The organism is Pseudomonas onubensis (genome assembly GCF_965653655.1).
GTDB lineage: Bacteria > Pseudomonadota > Gammaproteobacteria > Pseudomonadales > Pseudomonadaceae > Aquipseudomonas.
On the sequence record NZ_CBFHAZ010000358.1, the window covers coordinates 1 to 255 of the forward strand.

General features: G+C 51.4%; 1 protein-coding gene. It reads left to right on the forward strand.

The window, feature by feature from the left end:
• A partial coding sequence (locus ACTD9P_RS30320; protein WP_438870525.1) for an IS110 family transposase occupies window positions 1-255 on the forward strand: 255 nt, incomplete at both ends.

Genomic DNA, 255 nt, shown 5'->3' on the forward strand with positions numbered 1-255 from the left:
TCAACTTGGCTCACTCGATGGGCCATATAGTTTACGTGATTGATGGATATCGCCTTAACCATTACCGCAAAGGCACAGGTGGACGCGCCAAAACAGACCTCAGTGATGCGCAATTGCTGGCTCGTTATTTGAAGAATGAACAGGCTGATTTGCGTGTCTGGTATCCGCCGCCGAAGATTTTTACCAAGCTTCAAAGCTTGCTGCGTCGACGCGCGGCGCTGGTGAAAATGCGTGTTGCTCTGAACCAGAGCTGGG